Consider the following 20,013-nt stretch of genomic DNA (forward strand, 5'->3'; position numbering starts at 1 on the left):
AGAACCCTCACCGGTCGGTGGTCGACCCGAGGTGGACGTTCCGGTCGTCCGCGTCGAGTATCAGGCTCGTCGGCCACCGGTCCCAGGTCCGACCCAGTCCACGGTGCTGCGGCGATCCCTCGTGGACGAAGTTGCGGATGCTGGCGATCATCAGATCCGACAACCTCAGCCGTCCGGGCCGGTTCTGCCGGCTGAAGGCGTACGAGAAGACGTTGCGGTCGAAGGTGCGGAACACGAAGGGCAGATCGATCGCGTGGACGGCGCCGTACACCTCGTCGAACGGGGCGGGCTGCTGATTCCAGTCGAACCGGTAGTGGTAGAGCGATCGGTTCCCGCTGCTCGCCAACGCATCCAGCGAATTCCGGTTGATGCCCGTGAACACCGATTCGGTCAGTGCGGCGGCGGCGTCGTTCCAGCCGCCGGGCCGGTCGACCGGGAGGTATTCGTCGTTGAGCAGATCGGAGGTGGTCAGGGTGCCGGGACGCTCGGGATCGAACAGGTACTGCATGGTGAACCGGTCGTAGTCGGTCGGCTTGTGCGCCCCGATCGCACTGCCGAAGAGTTTTCCTTCCTCGAGCGTGTTCCCGGCGAGTACGGGCACGTCGCGACCGACCCCGGACGCGAGTACGCCGTACGGGTCCGACGGGATCACCGTGCCGTCGGCGATGACCGCCGGGGTCGCGTCGAGCTGGTGCTTGACGAGCACCCGTACCAGGTCGTCGGCGGGGAGGGAGCGGAGCAGCGCGATGTCGCTCAGATCCGGCGCGGGGTGCTCGCTTCGCACGGCCCGCAGGACGCGACCGGCGTACGCCCGTGCGTCGGCCACACTTCGGGTGCTCAGGCCGCCGCTGAGCGGGATCGCCTTGTCGACCATTCCGCGTGCCAGTGGGGAGACGAGCAGGGACCAGACGTTCACCGCGCCCGCCGACTGGCCCATGACGCTGATGTTGTCGGAGTCGCCGCCGAACTTCTCGGCGTTCCGGTCGACGAACCGGAGCGCCTCGACAAGGTCGAGGGTGCCGAAGTTGCCGGACGCCGACAGCGGGTCGCCGCCCCCCAGCCCTTCGGCGTCCAGCCAGCCGAAGACTCCCACCCGGTAGTTGGCGGTCACCACCACGGCCTGGGCGCGGTTGGCCAGTTCCCGCCCGTCGTACATCGGATCCGCCGAATAGCCGACGACATTGCTTCCGCCGTGGACGAAGAAGACGACGGGCAGGTCCCGCCTCGACGTGGCCGGTCGGAAGACGTTCAGCGTCAGGCAGTCCTCTGCGCCGACGGGTTGCCGCAGGCCGTCGCGTACCGCCAGGTCGTAGAACGGCCCGTTCGGTGACGGGCTGAAGAAGCGCCCCGGCTGCGCGCATCCCGACCCGTAGCGCTGGGCGGGCCGGACACCCGTCCAGGGCCGGTGTGGTTTCGGTGGACGCCAGCGGAGATCGCCCACCGGCGGCTCGGCGTACGGGATCCCCAGCCACGAGTACGTCCCGTTCGACCGGCCCTCGTCCCGCCCGACGATCGGTCCGAGCGTCGTCCGGACCAGGGTCCGGTCCTTTCCCGACCGCAGGATGTCAGCCCTCGACGACATGGTGTCGGCCGCCGGCCGTACGGGATCGGCGGAGGCGTCGCCAGGCGGCGCGCTGGCCAGGAGCGCGGCCGTGAGGACGACGCCGAGGATCGGACGCCGCAGCGACGACGCGCTGCGACGACGCGCGGCCGGCTCGTGGACGGTGGCGGCTCCGGACGGCATTGCAGGCATCGGCCCGGCCTCCTCGATGTCGAGCGGAGCGCGGCGTCCAGCCTGGCACGCGGTGTCGCTGCCTCACGCCCTCGCTGCCACTGCGTGCCGCCACTGTGGCATGCGGTGCCGTGGCGGTGCAAGAGCCAGCCGCTCGGCCGGTCGCTCTGTCCTTCCTCGACGGAGCGCTCCTCCGACCGAGCGCTCCTTCGACCGAACGCTCCTTCGGCCGAACGCTCCTTCGACCGAACGCCCCTTCGGCCGAGCCCCTTGCGGGTGCCTGTGACGCATGGCACAGTGAGCGGCACTCAGTGCCGTCTGTGAGCGGACTGGCGGCACAGCGTGCGATCCAGGAGGTCCGCAATGCGTAGAGTGCTGCGAGTTCGTGAAAGATCGAGGCGAGTCCTCGCCGGGCTGACGCTCGGCACCGCGCTGGTGAGCGCGACGGCGGTCCTCGGGCCCGGGCCCGCCACCGCCACGGTGGGCACGGTCCCGAACTGCGCCGGGCTGGCGGCGGAGAGGTTTCCGGCGTCGGCGATCAGCCTGCCGACCAGCGGCGGCCGGGTCGAGTCGGCATCACCGGCGAACCAGGTCGTCGGTGCCGAGACCATCGAGTACTGCAACGTCCGCGCGGCGCTCTCTCCGGTCGACCCCTCCGCGCCGGAGATCAAACTGCAGGTCGGCATGCCTGTCGACTGGAACCGCGACACGATGATGTTCGGCGGCGGCGGATACAACGGAACGATCCCGAACATCGCCCAGAACGTGCCGTTCGGCCGTCCCGACCGACCGACGCCGCTGGCCCGGGGATACGTGACGTACGCCAGCGACTCCGGCCACCAGGCAGGCCCCGCCGGGTCCCTGGACGGGTCCTTCGGCGCCAACGACGAGGCACTTCGGAACTTCGCCGCCGGCGATGCGCTGAAGAAGACCCACGACGTGGCGATGTACCTCGTCCGGCGTGGCTACGGTACGAGGCCGGGCCGGACGTACTTCGCGGGCGGCTCGACGGGCGGCCGCGAGGCTCTCGTCGTCGCGCAACGGTGGCCGGACGCCTTCGACGGGGTCATCTCCGCCTACCCCGCCTGGAACAACACGGCCGAGGTCCTCTACCTGGGACACCTCGCCCGGATGATGGCCCGACCCGGCGCGTTTCCGGGGACCGACAAGCAGGGCCTGCTCTACGACAGCGTGATGGCGGCCTGCGACGGGCGGGACGGTCTCCAGGACAGGATCGTCTCGAACCTCGACGGCTGCGACTTCGACCCCCGCGTGCTGCGCTGCCCCCGAGGTGTCGACACCGGGCCGACCTGCCTCTCCGATCCGCAGATCACGTCGGTGGTCGCCGCGTCCACGCCGTTCGGCTGGCCGTACCGGCTCGCCAGTGGCGAGCGGTACTACCCTGGCTTCCCCTTCCTGTCCGGCGCCGACATGAGGACGCCGATCCTCGGCTTCGGCACCTCCGCGCCCGCCAACCCCATGCCGGTGACGAGCGGGTACGGCGCCCAGTACTGGGACCAGTGGGTGAAGTACTTCCTGACCAGGGACCCGGGCCACAACTCCCTGGACGTCGACCCCCGGCGACCGGGGAAGTGGCTGCCCCGGATCAGCCACCTCTCCAGCATCCAGGATCGCAACGACGCGGATCTGCGTCCCTTCGCGCGGTCCGGCGGACGACTGCTGCTGTTGCACGGCGCTGCGGACGAACTGGTCTCGCACCGCTCGACCAACGACTACTACCAGCGGGTGCGCGACACGGTGGGTCCCGGGAGGACGGTGGAGTTCCTGCGGTACTACCTGGTGCCGGGCGCGAACCACGCCAACTTCGGTGCCCCCGCGTTCGCCGCCACCTGGGACTCGCTCTCCGCCCTCGAAGACTGGGTCGAGGAGGGACGGCCGCCGGTGGAGCCGTCGGTGCTGGACAGCAGGAACGGCAGAACCCGCCCGCTCTGCGAGTACCCGCGCTGGCCGAAGTACCGCTCCGGTGATCCCGACAGCGCCCAGAGCTTCGAGTGTGCGCGTTGACGTCGGCCGACCAGGAGGAGAGACATGCCAGCGACGCTGCTCGCCCTGCGGAGCGCGGCGGCGCCGACGACGGGCCGGACGGCGGCGCCGTGACGGCGGGCGGTCGGGTGGCGGTGCGGACGCGGGCCCTGACCAAGGTGTTCCGGGGCTTCCGCGCGGTCGACTCGGTGGACCTTGAGGTCCGGGAGGGCACCGTGCACGCGCTGGTGGGTCCCAACGGCGCGGGGAAGACCACGTTGTTCAACCTGCTGACCGGTTTCGTCACCCCGACCTCCGGGACGATCACCGTGTTCGACGAGGACGTCACCGGTCAGCAGCCCGAGCAGGTCGCGCGGCGCGGCGTGGCCAGGTCGTTCCAGATCACCAGCCTCTTCGAGACCCTGACCAGCCGCGAGCACGTGGAACTCGCGCTCCAGGGGCTGACCAGCCAGGGGTTCCGGTTCTGGCGGTCGGAGAAGCTGCTCGGCAGGCACCGCGCCCGGGTGGACGAACTGCTCGGCCAGGTGGGGCTGACGCCGCTGGCGGAGAAGCCGGTCGGACTGCTCGCCTACGGGCAGAAGCGTGCGCTGGAGATGGCACTGGTGCTGGCGCTGGACCCCCGCGTGATGCTCCTCGACGAGCCGACGGCCGGGATGGGGATCGAGGACGTCGACCGCACCATCGAGCTGGTCCGGCGCATCGCGGCCGGCCGTACCGTGGTGTTCGTCGACCACAACATGCACGTGGTCGGCAGCCTGGCCGACCGGGTGACGGTGCTACAGCAGGGCAGGGTCCTGGCCGAGGGCGCCTACGACGAGGTCCGCAACGACGAACGGGTGATCACCGCCTACCTGGGCGAGGCCGACCATGCTTGAAGTCACCGGCCTGCGGGCCTGGTACGGCGAGGCGCAGGCGCTGCACGGGGTGGACGTACGCGTGGCGGAGGGCGAGGTCGTCACCCTGGTCGGACGCAACGGCGCCGGCAAGACCACCCTGGTGCGGTGCCTGATCGGTCTGCACCGGCAGGCCGGCGGCACCGTCTCCTTCCTCGGCCGCGACGTCAGCCGGTTGCCGGCGCACCAGCGGGCGCGGGCCGGCATGGGATGGGTCCAGGACGACCGGGGCATCTACGCCAGCCTCACCGTCGAGGAGAACCTGCTCCTTCCGCCGAAGGTCTCCGACCGGGCCTGGACGCTGGAGCGGATCTACGAGGCGTTCCCGGTACTCGCCGAGCGCCGCAAGGCGTCGGGCAGCACGCTGTCGGGTGGGGAGCAGCAGATGCTCGCCATCGCCAGGGCGCTCGGGACCGGTGCCCGGCTGCTGCTGATGGACGAGCCCTCCGAGGGCCTGGCCCCGGTGGTGGTGGCCCGGATCGGCGCGATCATCCGCGAGATCAAGGCCACCGGCGTCGGCGTGCTGCTCATCGAGCAGAACGTCAAGTTCGCCGCCACCGTGGCCGACCGGCACTACCTGCTCAGCCAGGGCCGCATCGTCGAGACCCTCGACAACGCCGACCTGCGGCGGCGCGAGGGCGAACTCCTCAAACACCTCGGCATCTGACCGCTCGATCAGACGACGCGACACACCGACGGACATCAGGAGAGCCACCATGAGAAGCAAGCGAATTGGGGCCGGTGCCTCGGCCATGACGGCCGTACTGCTCCTCGGCGCCTGTGGCGGCGGCGGACCCGGGGGATCGGACGGCGACTTCACGGAGGGCAAGCTGGTGCTGGCGGTGCTCAACGACCAGTCCGGCATCTACAAGGACGCGTCCGGACCCAACTCCGTGAAAGCGGTCCGGATGGCCGTGGCCGACTACCAGAAGAAGTACGGCGACAGGGCCGTCGTCGACGAGATCGAGGTGACGTCGACCGACCACCAGAACAAGCCGGACATCGCCAACAGCAAGGCTTCGGAGCTGTACGAGCGCGGGGGAGCGGACGTCATCCTCGACGTGCCGACCTCGTCCGCCGCCCTGGCCGTCGCCAACCAGGCGAAGAAGCACAAGCGGGTGTTCCTCGACGTGAGCGCGGCGACCACCGAACTGACCGGCGGCCAGTGCAACAAGTACACCTTCCAGTGGGCGTACAACACCTACATGCTCGCCAACGGCACGGGTACGACGGTCACCGAGAACGGCGGCAAGAACTGGCAGATCATCTATCCCGACTACGAGTTCGGCCAGAACATGACCAGGTCCTTCACGGAGGCGATCAAGAAGGCCGGTGGCACGGTGCAGGGCACCATCCCGACGCCGTTCCCGAACGACAACTTCGCGACCTTCCTCACCAAGGCCGGCAGCACCAACCCCGACGTGATCGGAACGATGCAGGCGGGCGGCGACCTGATCAACGTGGTCAAGCAGTTCAACGAGTCGGGCCTGAAGGAGAAGGGCATCGACCTGGCCGTCGGACTGATGCTCATCACCGACATCCACTCGTTGGGCGTGGACCAGTTCGCCGGCACGATGTTCACCGACGCCTGGTACTGGAACATGGACGCCGAGTCGCGCGCCTGGGCGGACCGGTTCCGGGACGAGACCGGCACCCGCCCGACCTTCGAACACGCCGGCAACTATTCCGCCGCGCTGCAATACCTGGAGGCGGTCCAGGAGGCCGGCACCGACGACGCCGACGCGGTCGTCGGCAAGCTCGAGGGCAAGAAGATCAACGACGTGTTCCTGCGCAACGGCGAGATCCGCGCCAAGGACCACCTCGTCGTCCACGACGCGTACCTCGCCCGGGTCAAGAAGCCGTCGGAGGTGAAGGAGGACTGGGACTACGAGGAGATCGTGACCACGATTCCCGCGGCGAAGGCGTTCCCTCCCGCCGAAGCGTCCAACTGCTCCCTGTGAGCGGGTGATCCGGCTTCGTGAGCCCTGGGCGTCTCCGGGCGCCCAGGGTCGGCACCGGGAAGGAAACTCATGAACGCAGTGCTGCAGTACGCCGTACAGGGCCTGGCGGCCGGCAGCTTCTACGCGCTGGCCGCCCTGGGGCTCGCGATCATCTTCGGGGTCCTGGGCGTGGTGAACTTCGCCCACGGCGCGTTCTACATGCTCGGCGCGGTCACCGCCGCCGTCCTGCTCGACACCCTGGCGCTTCCGCTGTGGTGGTCGCTGCTGGTGGTGCCGGTGCTGATGTTCGGCTTCGGCGTCGTGGTGGAGCGGCTGCTGGTGCAGTGGCTGCTCCGGCTCGACCCGCTCTACAACTTCCTGCTCACCTTCGGCCTCACCCTGGTCCTCGTCGAGTTGGTCAAGCAGCGGTACGGCGTCTCCGGGCTGCCGTACAAGCTTCCGGGTGCGCTCTCCGGACGCGTCGACCTGGCCGGTGTCGTGCTGCCGCGCTACCAGCTGTTCGTCTTCCTCTTCTCCGTGGCGATCTGCGTGCTCGTCTGGGTGGTGATGACGCGGACCAGGGTCGGCATGATCGTCCGGGCGTCGACCGAGAAGCCCGAACTCGCCCGCGCCCTGGGCATCAACGTGGGCCGCTGGGTGACTCCGGTCTTCGGCTTCGGCGTCGCGCTCGCCGGCCTGGCCGGGGTGCTCGCCGCACCGTTCCGGGCGATCACGGCCGACATGGGCAACAACTTCGCGATCATCCTGTTCGCGGTGGTGGTCATCGGGGGGCTCGGCTCGATCGTCGGCGCCGTGGTCGCGGGTTTCCTGGTCGGCCTGGTGGAGGCGTTCGGGCAGGCGTACGCCCCGACGTTCGCGCAGATCCTGATCTTCGTACTGATGGCCCTGATCATCCTGGTCCGTCCCGCCGGGTTGTTCGGACGCAAGGAGGCGACAGCATGACCCGGTCGGTGGTTGACGAGGCACCGGTCACCGAGGCGCCCGCCCCGGTCGCCGGAAGCGACCCGAGGCTGCGCTGGGTGCTGCTCTCCGCCGGCCTGGTGGCGGCGCTGGCGCTGCCCTGGTTCGTCTATCCGCCGGTGGCGATGGACATCGTGGCGATGGCGCTGTTCGCGATCGCCCTGGACATCCTGCTCGGCTACACGGGCCTGCTCTCCTTCGGACACGCGGCGTTCTGGGGCAGCTCGGCGTACGTGACGGGGCTGATCGCGACGCACTACGGCGTACCGTTTCCGCTGGCCGTCGTCGGCGGCGCGGTGTTCGCGATGATCCTCGCCCTTCCGGTCGGATATCCGTCGGTACGCCGGTCCGGAATCTACTTCGCGATGGTGACCCTCGCCTTCGCGCAGATGGTCTACTTCATCGGTTACCAGTGGAGCGACCTGACGGGCGGCGAGAACGGGCTCCAGGGCGTGCCCCGGACGTTCTTCGGCATCGAGCTGGTGGAGACCGAGTCGTTCTATTTCTACTACGCGGCACTGCCGATCCTGCTGTTCGGCATGTGGGCGGCCTGGCGGATCGTGCACTCGCCGTTCGGGCGCGTCCTCGTGTCGATCCGGGACAACACCCAGCGGGCCCGGGCACTCGGCTACGAGGTGGACAAATACAAGATCATCGCCTTCGTGCTCTCGGCCGGACTGACCGGCCTGGCCGGCGGCGTGTTCGCCATCAACCACGGTTTCGTCGCGCTGACCGAACTGCACTGGAGCACCTCGGGCGAGGTCGTGCTGATGACGGTACTGGGCGGAATCGGCACGCTCTGGGGCGGTATCCTGGGCGCCTTCCTGGCCGTGATGCTCGCCGACTACCTCGCCTCGTCCGGCTTCGACGGCATCGACCTGGTCACCGGCTCGGTCTTCGTCCTCGTGGTGCTGCTGTTCCGCCGGGGGATCTGGGGTACCGTTCGTCACCAATGGCTGGCCTGGCAGCAGCGCCGTACGTCGTCGCGGCGCACGTCGGCCGGTGCCGACCCGGCGGAGCGCGGGCCGTGAGCCGCTGCGGGGGCAGCGCGGGGTCACCGAGTTCGACAAACCTTACGATTTGCGGGAACCGAGCTTCGCGCCACATCACACCAGGAGAGGGCACCTGTCGGTGACTTCGCGGAAAATACTCGAGACCAAGTACCGGATCTCGGAAACGGCGATGGCCTTGTTCCTGAAGGAGGGGTACGCGAACGTCACCGTCGAGGCCGTCGCGGAGGCATCGAGCGTGTCCCGCCGTACCGTCTTCCGACACTTCGAGAGCAAGGACGAACTCGCGTTCCCGGATCACACCGAACGGCTGAGACTGGTCGAGCGGTGCCTCGTCGAATCCGCACCCGACACGGATCCGGTGGACGCGGTCATCGCGGCCACCGAGGAGTCACTGCGCGACTTCCTCAGTCGGCCCGAACTCGTCCTCCGGCGCTACAAACTGACCCGCGTCGTGCCCGAGTTACGCAAGCGCGAGGTCATCGAACACGAGCGGTACGTCGCGCTCACCCGTGCCTTTCTGCGGGACAACCTGCCACCCGACGCGCCGCCCTTCCAGGCGACCGCCCTCGCGGCCCTCATCGACGCGATCCACCGCTCCGCGCTCGGCAACTGGGTACGCGGCGGCGGCACGACCGACGCCGTCGCCGAGCTGGAGGCCGGCATGGAATGGGTTCGCCGCCTGATGGTCCACCAGTCGACCTTCGCCACCTCTCCACTGCTCCTCGCGTTGCTCCCTGACACGCCGCAGACCCGCCGAGTCCTGACCTCGCTGCGAGACGCGGCGGAGGAGTTGCGCTAGCCATGGCGGGTACGAACACGACGCAAGGAGCAGGAGTTGCCGAACCTGACGTTCGACTTCGCGGGAAGAACCGCGATCGTGACCGGAGCGGCCCGTGGGCTCGGCCTCGAGTTCGCCCGCCTCTTCCGCCGGTCCGGGGCGGAGGTGTTCCTGGTTGACGCCGACGCCGACGAGGTCGGGCTGGCGGCGGACGAGTTGGGCGCGACCGGCGTCGCCTGCGACGTCACCAGCACCGAGGCCGTCGAGGCCCTGGTGGACCGGGTGGTCACCGCGACCGGTCGGCTGGACGTCGTCGTCAACAACGCCGGCATACTCCGGGACCGTCGACTGTGGAAGCTGTCGGACCAGGACTGGGCCGAGGTGCTCGACGTGCACCTGGGCGGGACCTTCCGGCTGACCCGCGCCGCGGTACCGGTGTTCCGACAGCAGCGGTACGGCCGGGTCATCAACGTGACGTCGTACACCGGGCTGCGCGGCAACATCGGGCAGGCGAACTACGGCGCCGCCAAGGCCGGCATCATCGGCTTCACCAAGACCGCGGCCAAGGAGCTCGCGGCGTTCGGGATCACCGTCAACGCCATCTCGCCGAACGCCGAGACGCGGATGATCGGCTCGATTCCCGAGGAGAAGCGTCTGGAACTCGCCGCTGCCATCCCACTCGGCCGGTTCGCGGCGCCCAGCGAGATAGCCGCGGCCACCGCCTTCCTCGCCTCCGAGGAGGCCGGCTACGTCACCGGAGTCGTCCTGCCCGTGGACGGAGGAATCTCGATCTGACCGGGCCGGAGCAGGGGACGGCCACCGGTGGCCCCGACCGTTACCACCGGCGCCGCCGGAGCCCTCCCGGCACGTCGGGTCCACCGGATCGGTGCAGCTCGCGGTGCTGCTCGGAGCCGCTGAAGCAGGAATGAAACAGCCGCGTGTTCCGCTGTCGCGGCGGGTCGTCCGGAGAAGCGGGTCGGCTCGTGGCGACCAGGACGGGGGAGTGCTGTGGTAGCGAGGCGAGCGTTGTTCACGGGTACGGTCGCGGCGGGTGTGTCCGCGGCGGCCGGCGCGCTGTCGGCCAACGGTTCGGCCGGGCCGGCGTCGGCCGGCACCGGCGGCCGGGGAGGTGGATCGTGGCGGGCCGGGCTCGTCCGCCTGCACGACGCCATGGCGGCGCGCGTCGCGCGGGGCGGACTCGCCGGGATCGTCTACCTCGTCGCCCAGCGGGACCGGGTGCACGTGGACACGATCGGCACGTTGTCGCTGGACGGGGGCGAGCCGATGCGGCGCGGTACGCCGTTCCGCATCGCGTCGATGACGAAGCCGGTCGTCGCGGCCGCCGCGATGATGCTGGTGGAGGAGGGCCGGCTCGGACTCCACGAGCCGGTCGACCGGCTCCTTCCCGAGTTGGCCGGGCGGCGCGTGCTCGTCCGGGTCGACGGGCCGCTCGACCAGACCGTCGCGGCGGCACGCCCGATCACGGTCGAGGACCTACTGACGTTCCGGCTCGGCCACGGCATAATCTTCGAGCCGAGCTTCCAGCCGCCGTACCCGGTGATCACCGCCGCGAACGACCTGCGACTCGTGCTGGCGGAGCCGGATCCCCGCACACCGCACGGCCCGGACGAGTGGACCAGGCTCTTCGGCACCCTGCCACTGATGTACCAGCCGGGCGAGCGGTGGCGCTACAACACCGGTTCGCTCCTGCTCGGTGTGCTGATCGCCCGCGCCTCGGGGCTGCCGTTGCCGGACTTCCTGCGCCAGCGGGTGTTCCGGCCGTTGGGGATGAGCCAGACCGGGTTCGCGCTGTCGGCCGCCGACGCCCGTCGAATGCCCGGCCTCTACGCGGCGGATCCGCAGACCGGTCAGCTGCGGCCGCAGCCCGTCTCGACCCCGCAGGAGTGGACCCGGCCGCCCGCCTTCCCGTCCGGCGCCGCCGGACTGGTCTCGACCGTCGACGACTATCTGGCCTTCAGCCGATTCCTGCTCGACCGGGGAGTCCGGCACGGTCGACGGCTGCTGTCGGCGGAGTCGGTCCGGCTACTGACGACCAACCACCTGACGCCGCAGCAGTTGGCCGACGCCGGGCCGTACCCGCTCGGCGGACGGGGCTGGGGGTACGGCATGGGCGTCAGCGTCGTCCCGGACGACATCTCGGAGCCGGGCCGGTACGGCTGGGAGGGCGGCTACGGCACCTCCTGGTTCACCGACCCGCACCGGGGCCTGATCGCGATCGCCCTGACCCAGACCGTGGACTTCCTGTTCGACGGCGGGTCCGACGAGTTCCAGCGCCTGGCGGCCGAAGCCTGCGTACCGTACTGAGCTGTTCTTCGACCTCGGCGACACCGGCCGGACATCCTGGGGATCGTTCCCCTTCCTGCGGAAGCACGGGCAGCGGATCTTGCCGCCGCCTGCCGCGCTCGGACAGGGGGTGCACGTCTTCCGCTGTCAACACCGCTGTGCAATCGTTGCCACATGCGTTTGACCGACCGCGTGTACCGCCACCAGGACACCTGCAACGTCTACCTGATCGTCGAGGGGTCCTCGGCGATCGCGATCGACTTCGGGTCCGGAACGGTGCTGGATCACCTGGCCGACTACGGCGTCGAGCGGATCACCGACGTGCTCATGACCCATCACCACCGCGACCAGGCTCAGGGCCTGGCCCGAGCGGTGAGTGCCGGGGCCCGGGTGTGGGTGCCGTCGTCGGAGCGGGACCTGTTCGCCGCCGTCGGCGAGCACTGGCGGACGCGGAACCTCGACAACGACTACGACCTGCGACAGGACCGGTTCTCGCTGCTGGAGGACGTCCCGGTGCACGGCGTCGTACCGGACTACCGCAGCCGTCGGTTCGGCGGGATCGACATCCTGACCGTCCCCCTGCCGGGGCACACCTTGGGCTCGGTCGGCTACCTGGCGGAACTGGACGGCAGGCGGATGGCCTTCACCGGCGACCTGCTGCACGGACCCGGCACCGTCTGGTCGCTCTCGGCGTTGCAGTGGAGCTACAGCGGGCTGGAGGGCGCGGCGGCCTCGGTGCTGTCGCTGGACCTGCTGGCCGAGCGCACGCCCGATCTCGTCCTGCCCGCGCACGGCCGGCCGATCACCGAGCCTGCTCCGGCGCTCGCCGAGACGCGCCGCAACCTGCAGGCGCTGGTCGACTTCCGTCGCGACACCCCGTGGGACCTGGACGGTTGGCTGCGCCGGCCGTACGAGGAGCTCTCGCCGCACCTGCTGCGCAACCGCACGTCCTTCGCGACGAGCTACGCGTTGTTGTCCGAATCGGGCGCGGCCCTGTTGATCGACTACGGCTTCGACATGGTCACCGGGCTACCCGGCGCCAGTGACCGGTCGTCTCGGCGACCCTGGTTGGCCTCCCTGGACGCGCTGAGACGCACGTACGGCGTCGAGCGGGTCGAGGTCGTCGTGCCGACCCACTACCACGACGACCATGTGGCGGGCTTCGACCTGCTGCACCAGGTGGAGGGGACCCGGGTCTGGGCGGCGGAGTCGATTGCCCCCATTCTGCGCGACCCGCGTCGGTACGACCTGCCCTGCCTCTGGTACGACCCACTGCCGGTGCACCGGGCGGTGCCGACCGGCGTGCCGGTGCGCTGGCACGAGTACGAGTTGACCATGTACCCGCTGCCCGGCCACACGTTGTACGCGGTGGCGATCGGGTTCCAGGTCGACGGCCGGACAGTCGTGGCCACCGGGGACCAGCAGGACGGCGGGTGGATCGAGGGACAGCGTACCGAGGTGCTCAACTTCCAGTACCGCAACCGGTTCCGGTTCGACGACTTCATCGACTCGGCGCTGCTGTACCGGCAGCTCTCCCCGGACCTGCTGATCAGCGGGCACTGGGCGCCCCGCCGGGTGGATGCCGCCTACCTCGACATGCTGCTGGCCCGGGGCGAGGAGTTGGCCCGGCTGCACCGGGCACTGTTGCCGCTCGACGAGGTCGACTTCGGCGCGGAGGGGTTCGGGGCCCGGATCCTGCCGTACCGTTCCCTGACCACCGCCGGGGAGCCGCTGACGCTGGAGGTGGAGGTCCGCAACCCGTTCCGGCATCGGTGCGGGCTACGCGTCGACCTGGTGGTGCCCGACGGCTGGCGGGCCACGCCCCGGCACCGCGAGGTCGAGGTCGACGGGCTCGGCGAGGGCTGCGTACGGTTCGAGGTGCTGCCCGCGCCCGGCGCACGGCGGCGGGCCCGGCTGGCGGCGAACCTGTCCGTCGGCGACCGTGACTTCGGCCAGCAGGCCGAGGCCCTGGTGGACGTGCGATGACGGCCGGGGTCAGCGCCATCGAGGTCGCCGGGCACCTGGAGATCCGCACGCCGCACTACACCGCCCGGGTCGACCGACGACGGTTGCTCGCCGACGTCGCCGGGTCCGACGGCGGCGCGTGGGGGCAGCTTCGGCTGCTGTGCTCCGTGCACGCGCTCGACGGGCCGGACGAGACGGTCCGGGTCGAGGAGGTGACGCACGAGGTCGGTGCCGACCTGGTCCGGCTCACCGTCCGCTGCCTCAGCACCCGGTGGGACACCCGCGTCCAGGTGGTCGAGTTCCGGCCCGGCCAGATCAGCCTCCGGGCGACGGTGCGTGGTGCCGGCCGGATCACCACCGTCCAACTGCTCGGCGGCATGCGCCTGCCGCAGGGCGTGCTGCCCAGCGGCGCCGCGCACCGTACGGTCTTCTCTCCCAATCCCGACCATCCGTGGCGGATCGCCAGGCCAGCCGTTGAACCGGCGGTGATCAGCGTGAACGGCGAGGGCGGGGAGCCCGGGGTGGGCCGCTGGCTGTTCACCCCCGCGCCGACCTGCTTCGGGCTGTCCCGGGAGCCGGTCCCGCATGATCATGGGTTGCCGTCCGGCCCCTGGCTGATGCTCGGCCTGGCCGCGCGGCGGCGGACCTTCGTGGAGTTCGGGTACGACCCGGCCCCCGACGGGTTCACCCTGCGCTGCGAGTACCAGGGGCACACGGTCGTCGACGACGAGTTCGACACCCCCACCGTGTTGCTGCTGTTCGGTGCCGACGACCCGTACGACGGGCTGCGCCGGTACCGGGACGAGTTGGCCGCCCGTGGCCTGGTGGCGCCGGTCACGCCCCGGCCGCTGGCCGCGCACTGGCGTCAGCCGATCTTCTGCGGTTGGGGCGCACAGTGCGCCCTGGCCGCCGGCGGCGCGGCGACCGCGCCCGAACTGTCCCGGCAGGCGCTCTACGACGGGTTCCTGGCTACCCTGGCCGGCAACGGGCTGGTGCCGGGCACGGTCGTGGTGGACGACAAGTGGCAGGAGCGGTACGCGACCTGCCGACCCGACCCGGAGAAGTGGCCGGACCTGGCCGGCTTCGTCGCGCAGCGGCACGCCGCCGGGCAGCGGGTGCTGCTGTGGTGGAAGGCATGGGACCCGGAGGGTGCTCCCGACGAGGCGTGCGTGCGTGACCCCGAGGGCAGGCCGGTGACGCTAGACCCGGAGAGCCGGCTCGGCCGTCGGCTCATCGAGGAGGCCGTCGGCCACATGCTCGACCCGGCCGGACTGGACGCCGACGGGTTGAAGATCGACTTCACCGGTCGGACGCCCTCGGGCACCGGGCTGCGGCACGCCGGCCCGTCCTGGGGCTTCGACCTGCTGCACGAACTGCTCGGCGTCGTCCATCGGACCGCGAAGCGGGTCAAGCCGGGCTCGCTGATCGTCACGCACACCCCGGATCCCGGCTTCCTGGACGTGACGGACATGCTCCGGCTCAACGACGTCCTGCACCTGGACCATCCGCTCGGGCGCACGCCGCCGCCCGGCATCGCCGGCTCGGCCGTGGTGGCGCAGATGACCTACCGGGCCCGGGTGGTCCGGTCGGCCTGCCCGGAACTTCCGGTGGACACCGACGGCTGGTGCCTGCCCGACCAGCGGGCGCTGGTCGCGTACGCCGAGGTCGCGCCGGCGCTGGGCGTGCCGGCGCTGTACTACGCGGACCGCCTGGATTTCGACCCCGATCCGATCTCCCCGGCCGCGTGGTCGGCGCTCGAAAGGACGTGGGCGGCCTATCGCCGTACGCAGGGCCTCACCCCTCCGCCTAGAATCGGGCCTCATGGCGAGGACACCTGAGCGGGACGGCGGGGCATCGGCCCGCCGTGCAGCCGCTCGACCACGCCGACGTCCCACGATCCAGGACCTGGCCCAGGCCGCCGGGATCTCGCCGTCCACCGCGTCCCGGGCGCTCAGCGGCAACGGCTACGTCGCCGCCGAGGTCCGCGCCCGGGTGATCGCGGCCGCCGAGCAGATCGGGTACGTGCCCGACGGCAACGCCCGTTCGCTGCGTAGCCGCACCAGCCGTGCGGTCGGGGTGTTGATCTCCGACATCCGCAACCCGTTCTACGCCAACCTCGCCGCAGGCATCGAGGAGCAGCTCCGGTCGGCCGGGTACCACGTCATCGTGGTCAACAACGACGGGCAGCCGGAGGCCGAGGTGGAGGGGGCGCGCACCTTCATGGCGGTACGCGTCTCCGCCGCGATCATCACGCCGGTCTCCAACCGCGCCGTGCGGATGCTGATGAACGACGGGGTCGCGGTGGTCCAGGCGGACCGGATGGTGGACGGGGCGACCTCGGACGGCGTCCTGGTCGACAACGTCCAGGGGGCGCAGGAGATCACCGGGCACCTGGTCGGCCTCGGTCACACCGCCATCGCACTGCTCATCGACGAAACCGACTGGACCACCGGCGCCGGCCGCCTCGCGGGATACCGGGCCGCGCTGCGGTCCGCCGGACTGCCGATGGACCCGGCTCTGGTGGTGCCGACCAGGTTCCAGCCCGAGGCGGCCCGGAGCGCGGTCAACGCGTTGCTCGACCGCCGGCCCGACGTCACCGCGCTGTTCGCGGCCAACAACATGCTGGCCGAGGGCGCGTTCCAGGCGCTGCGGCTACGCGGCCTGCGGGTGCCCGAGGACCTGTCGCTGGTCGCCTTCGACGACGTGCCGTGGATGTCGATGGTCTCCCCCGGGATCACCACCGTCGACCAGCACACCGACCAGCTCGGCCGGACCTGCGCCCAGTTGGTGGTCGACCGGCTGGAGGGGCCGGCCACCGAGGCGGCCACGGTCCGGTACATCGAGCCGTCGGTCGTCGTCCGGGGCTCGACCGGCCCGCCGCGAACGCTGCTCCCGGCATCTGCGGAAGGTCCCGCGTCCACCGTGTCGCGACGCACGGTCACCCCTGGGCCACGGCGCCGACCCACCCGGTAACACCCACGTAACGAGCCTTGACAGACCTTGGGGTCACTCATATGTTGCACATCACTGTGGTAACGATGCCACATCCGATGTCCCCGGTACAAGCCCGTTGAGGTTGCATCGCCGCCGCCGATGAGGCGGACCGGCAGGTCACGGCGGGGTTGATGGGCTCCTGCCCCGGACATTCGCTGTTCGTGAGGAGTGACTAATGACGATCACCCGACGGGGCCTAATCACCGGCTCGCTGGGCACCCTCGCTGTGGGGGCGCTGAGCGCCTGCGGTGGCGTGGGAGACAGTGGGAACGATGCCAGCAAGGGTGGCGCCGGCAAGGGCGACACCGGTGCCCTGTCGACCCAGGGCTTCGGCAAGCCCGACGACGTCGGGCAGGCCCGGATCGACGCGTTCAAGAGCGCCTACCCGAACGTCCAGGTGAACCTCAACGAGGGCGACTTCGACCCCCAGCAGTTCCTCTCGGCGGTGGCCAGCGGAAACCCGCCCGACCTGGTGTATCTCGACCGTGGCCTGGTCGGCAGCTACGCGTCCCGGGGCGCCATCCAACCGCTGGACGACCTCCTCGGCGGAGCCGGGATCAAGACCGGCGACTACCGCGAGGCGGCGATAAAGGAGGTGACGCTCGACGGCAAGGTCTACGGCGTCCCGGAGTTCTACAACACCCGCAACATCCTGGTGAACGGCAAGGCGATCGAGGAGGCCGGCCTGACGCTGGCCGACGTGAGTACCACCGACTGGAACCGGCTGCACACGGTGACCAGGCAGTTGTACCGGGCCGCCGGCGGACGGACCACCCGGATCGGGTTCGATCCGAAGCTCCCCGAGTTCCTCCCACTCTGGGCCAAGGCCAACGGCGCCGACCTGGTCAACCCGGACGGCTCGCCGAACCTGGAGGACCCGAAGATCATCGAGGCGCTGACGTACGCGCTGAGCCTGATCGACGAGCAGGGCGGCTGGTCGAAGTTCAAGGCGTTCCGCGACACCTGGGACCTCTTCGGCGCCGGGAACCAGTTCGTGAAGAACCAGGCTGCGGCGTTCCCGTGGGAGGGCTGGTACGTCAACGTCCTGGTCCAGTCCTCGCCCAAGATCGACCTGCGGTCGACGCCGTTCACCGACCGGCAGGGCAAGCCGATCACCTTCCAGAACGGCAGCGCGTGGTGCCTGCCGAAGGACGCCAAGAACCCGGCCGCCGCCGTCAACTGGATGAAGGTCATGACCAGTACCGACACCTGGCTGAAGGCCGGTGCCGCCCGGCAGGCCACTGTGGAGCAGAACAAGTCCATCTTCACCGGCCTCTGGACCGCCAACACCGCCGCCGACGAGCAGGTCAAGGCCAAGTACGTCAAGCCCGGGCCGACCGGGTTCGACAAGGCGGTGGAGAACTACTACGCCGCCAGTGACTACGCGTTCGGCGTCAACGCCTCCAAAGCCGGCAGCGAGATTAAGGTGGCCTGGCAGGAGGCGGTGAACCGGGCCCTGTCCGGCCAGCAGAAGCCCGACGCGGCGCTGCGGCAGGCACAGTCGGAGGCGAGCAAGGCCTTCAGCGCGGCGAAGTGACCACCATGTCGACCACCAGCGCGCCCGTCCGCCGGGCCACGCCGGGTCGCTCCCGCCGCAACTGGCGGGAGACCCGGGCCGCATACGCCTTCATCGGGCTGTGGATCGTCGGTTCCCTGGTGTTCACCCTCGGCCCGATGATCGCCAGCCTGGTGCTGTCGTTCACCGACTACGACGCGATCGCCGAGCCGCGCAACGTCGGGTTCGACAACTACCGGGAGATGATCGCGGACCCGAAGGTCGCCAAGGCACTCGGCAACACGCTCGTCTACGCGGTCCTGTACGTGCCGACGGCGATGGTGGTGGCCCTCGCCCTCGCCCTGCTGCTCAACCGGCTCGGGCGTGGCTCGGGCTTCTTCCGGACGGTCTTCTACCTACCGGTGATGACCCCGACCGTCGCCGTGGGGGCGCTGTTCCTGCTGCTGCTCAACGGCAACCAGGGGCTGCTCAACCGCACGCTGGGGCTGGTCGGGATCACCGGGCCCAACTGGACCACGGACACCGACTGGGTGAAACCGGGCCTGGCCGTCACCATGCTCTGGGGCGTGGGCGGGATGGTGGTCATCTACCTCGCGGCGTTGCGGCAGGTGCCGAAGGACCTGTACGAGGCCGCGGACCTCGACGGCGCAGGAGCGTGGACCAAGTTCCGCCGGGTGACCATCCCGATGATCAGCGGCTCGCTCTTCTTCACCCTGATCGTGCAGACGATCGCCGCGCTGCAGATGTTCGACCAGGCGTACACGATGTTCTTCGGCGCCCAGGAGAACAGCACCTACTCCAACGAGGCCGCGTTGTTCTACGTGATCTACCTCTTCCAGCAGGCCTTCCAGTTCCTGCACATGGGGTACGCCTCCGCGCTGGCCTGGCTGCTCTTCCTGATCATCATCGTCATCACCGCGGTGCAGGTACGCGTCTCCCGGCGATTCGTCTACTACGAGGGAGAGCGGGGCTGACATGAGCGTCTCACCCACCCAACCCGTCATCGGTGGGGCCCAGGTCCCCACCGATGACGGCCGATCGGGCCCCACCCGCCGCGATCGGGCCCGGCCGTGGAAGCGGGCGCCGTACCTGATCGCCGTCGCCCTGGCCGGCGTGGTCTTCACCTACCCGTTCGTCTGGCTGGTCAGCGCCTCGCTCAAGCCGCGTACCGAGGTGTTCGACAACGCTCTGGTGCCGAAGACCTGGCAGTGGTCGAACTTCGCCGACGTCTGGGACTACGCGCCGATGCTGAGCTGGATCGGCAACAGCGCCATCGTGGGAATCGCCGCAGCCGTCTCGGTCACCATCAGCAGCGCGCTGGTGGCGTTCGGCTTCGCCTACTTCCGCTTCCCTGGGCGCAATCTGCTCTTCGGGCTGGTGTTGGCGACCATGATGCTGCCGCAGGCGGTCACCATGATCCCGGTCTACCTGATCTGGAACGAGATCGGCCTGACCGGAACCCAGGTGCCGCTGTGGGCGCAGAACATCTTCGGCTCGGCGTTCTACATCTTCCTGCTGCGCCAGTTCTTCCTCGGCCTGCCCCGCGAGCTGTTCGAGGCGGCCCGGATCGACGGGTCCGGGTTCGGTGGCCTGTTCTGGCGCATCGCCCTGCCGTTGTGCCGGCCGGCGCTGGCCATCGTCTTCGTCTTCGAGATCCAGGCGAGCTGGAACGACCTGCTCAAGCCGCTGATCTATCTCCAGGACACCGCGCTGTTCACGGTGCCCCGTGGACTGAAGTCGATCATCGACACGTTCGGCAACGGCGGCGAACAACACTGGGAGATCATCATGGCGGCCAGCCTGATCGCCACCATCCCCATGATCATCATCTTCGCGATCGCCCAGAAGCACATCATCGAGGGCATCGCCACCCAAGGTCGGAAGGGCTGAACC

Annotated in this window: 16 protein-coding genes; 15 read left to right on the plus strand and 1 reads right to left on the minus strand. The window is 69.9% G+C overall.

What is annotated here, in order from left to right; all coding sequences use genetic code 11:
* Window positions 1-7: 7 nt before the first annotated feature.
* Window positions 8-1,753: a carboxylesterase/lipase family protein gene (locus Pen02_RS28000; RefSeq protein WP_203869093.1), complete on the minus strand. Its 1,746-nt coding sequence runs from the start codon at window positions 1,751-1,753 to the stop codon at window positions 8-10.
* A gap of 342 nt (window positions 1,754-2,095) precedes the next feature.
* Between Pen02_RS28000 and Pen02_RS28005 the strand changes: the two genes are divergently transcribed.
* From Pen02_RS28005 to Pen02_RS28075, 15 genes are all read left to right on the plus strand, one after another.
* Window positions 2,096-3,757, plus strand: a complete 1,662-nt coding sequence (locus Pen02_RS28005; protein WP_203869094.1) for a tannase/feruloyl esterase family alpha/beta hydrolase — start codon at window positions 2,096-2,098, stop codon at window positions 3,755-3,757.
* 107 nt (window positions 3,758-3,864) lie between these two features.
* Entirely contained in the window at window positions 3,865-4,611 is a 747-nt protein-coding gene (locus Pen02_RS28010) for an ABC transporter ATP-binding protein (RefSeq protein ID WP_203869148.1), read from the plus strand.
* The gene (locus Pen02_RS28015; RefSeq protein WP_203869095.1) at window positions 4,604-5,296 is read left to right on the plus strand and encodes an ABC transporter ATP-binding protein; all 693 of its coding nucleotides are present in this window, start codon (window positions 4,604-4,606) and stop codon (window positions 5,294-5,296) included. Before Pen02_RS28010 ends, Pen02_RS28015 begins: the two co-directional genes overlap by 8 nt.
* Before the next feature lie 49 nt (window positions 5,297-5,345).
* Window positions 5,346-6,590, plus strand: coding sequence for an ABC transporter substrate-binding protein (locus Pen02_RS28020; RefSeq protein WP_203869096.1), 1,245 nt, complete (start codon window positions 5,346-5,348; stop codon window positions 6,588-6,590).
* 69 nt (window positions 6,591-6,659) lie between these two features.
* On the plus strand, window positions 6,660-7,532 hold the full coding sequence (locus Pen02_RS28025) for a branched-chain amino acid ABC transporter permease (RefSeq protein ID WP_203869097.1): 873 nt from the start codon (window positions 6,660-6,662) through the stop codon (window positions 7,530-7,532).
* On the plus strand, window positions 7,529-8,581 hold the full coding sequence (locus Pen02_RS28030; protein ID WP_203869098.1) for a branched-chain amino acid ABC transporter permease: 1,053 nt from the start codon (window positions 7,529-7,531) through the stop codon (window positions 8,579-8,581). Before Pen02_RS28025 ends, Pen02_RS28030 begins: the two co-directional genes overlap by 4 nt.
* A gap of 151 nt (window positions 8,582-8,732) precedes the next feature.
* On the plus strand, window positions 8,733-9,362 hold the full coding sequence (locus tag Pen02_RS28035; protein WP_203869099.1) for a TetR/AcrR family transcriptional regulator: 630 nt from the start codon (window positions 8,733-8,735) through the stop codon (window positions 9,360-9,362).
* Window positions 9,363-9,398: 36 nt separating this feature from the next.
* A complete protein-coding gene (locus tag Pen02_RS28040) occupies window positions 9,399-10,136 on the plus strand; it encodes an SDR family oxidoreductase (protein WP_203869100.1) in 738 nt (245 codons plus the stop codon).
* A 258-nt stretch (window positions 10,137-10,394) separates the two neighbouring features.
* Complete coding sequence (locus tag Pen02_RS28045; RefSeq protein ID WP_239141385.1) at window positions 10,395-11,666, plus strand: serine hydrolase domain-containing protein; 1,272 nt, start codon at window positions 10,395-10,397, stop codon at window positions 11,664-11,666.
* Between the two features lie 153 nt (window positions 11,667-11,819).
* The gene (locus tag Pen02_RS28050; protein WP_203869101.1) at window positions 11,820-13,631 is read left to right on the plus strand and encodes an MBL fold metallo-hydrolase; all 1,812 of its coding nucleotides are present in this window, start codon (window positions 11,820-11,822) and stop codon (window positions 13,629-13,631) included.
* On the plus strand, window positions 13,628-15,448 hold the full coding sequence (locus tag Pen02_RS28055) for an alpha-amylase family protein (protein ID WP_203869102.1): 1,821 nt from the start codon (window positions 13,628-13,630) through the stop codon (window positions 15,446-15,448). Before Pen02_RS28050 ends, Pen02_RS28055 begins: the two co-directional genes overlap by 4 nt.
* Complete coding sequence (locus Pen02_RS28060; protein WP_203869103.1) at window positions 15,432-16,583, plus strand: LacI family DNA-binding transcriptional regulator; 1,152 nt, start codon at window positions 15,432-15,434, stop codon at window positions 16,581-16,583. Before Pen02_RS28055 ends, Pen02_RS28060 begins: the two co-directional genes overlap by 17 nt.
* 196 nt (window positions 16,584-16,779) lie before the next feature.
* On the plus strand, window positions 16,780-18,141 hold the full coding sequence (locus Pen02_RS28065) for an ABC transporter substrate-binding protein (protein ID WP_203869104.1): 1,362 nt from the start codon (window positions 16,780-16,782) through the stop codon (window positions 18,139-18,141).
* Between the two features lie 5 nt (window positions 18,142-18,146).
* Window positions 18,147-19,094 (plus strand): carbohydrate ABC transporter permease, encoded by a 948-nt coding sequence (locus Pen02_RS28070; protein ID WP_203869105.1) that lies wholly within the window; start codon window positions 18,147-18,149, stop codon window positions 19,092-19,094.
* A gap of 1 nt (window position 19,095) precedes the next feature.
* Window positions 19,096-20,010: a carbohydrate ABC transporter permease gene (locus tag Pen02_RS28075; protein WP_203869106.1), complete on the plus strand. Its 915-nt coding sequence runs from the start codon at window positions 19,096-19,098 to the stop codon at window positions 20,008-20,010.
* Window positions 20,011-20,013: the final 3 nt, after the last annotated feature.

The organism is Plantactinospora endophytica, from assembly GCF_016862915.1.
GTDB classification, from domain to species: Bacteria; Actinomycetota; Actinomycetes; order Mycobacteriales; family Micromonosporaceae; genus Plantactinospora; species Plantactinospora endophytica.